1 protein-coding gene is annotated in these 244 nt (G+C 46.3%); it reads right to left on the bottom strand.

All coding sequences use genetic code 11. The annotated features are described in order from the left end of the window. The coding region (locus tag AAEZ03_RS28560; RefSeq protein WP_350583345.1) for an HIT domain-containing protein at window positions 1–244 on the bottom strand (244 nt) is incomplete at both ends.

Raw genomic sequence — 244 nt, 5'->3', positions numbered from 1 at the left:
GGCCACTGCATGTCGTTTTGATAGCGAACGATATGATGGAAATGTAGCTGCGGTACTTGATTGCCGAGTGCTGCCACGTTCATTTTATCAGCTTGGAAGGTCTTGGCCAATTGGCTTGATAACCAGCTCGATTCACGCAAAAACTGCGCTTGGTCAGCCTCAGACAGCTCATATAACTCTTTGATAACTGATACCCGCGGCACCAATATCAACCAAGGAAACTGGCAATCATTGATTAAACGAC

The sequence above is a fragment of the Pseudomonas sp. HY2-MNA-CIBAN-0224 genome (assembly GCF_040310285.1).
GTDB lineage: Bacteria > Pseudomonadota > Gammaproteobacteria > Pseudomonadales > Pseudomonadaceae > Aquipseudomonas > Aquipseudomonas helleri.
This window is presented reverse-complemented; position numbering and strand designations above follow the sequence as displayed.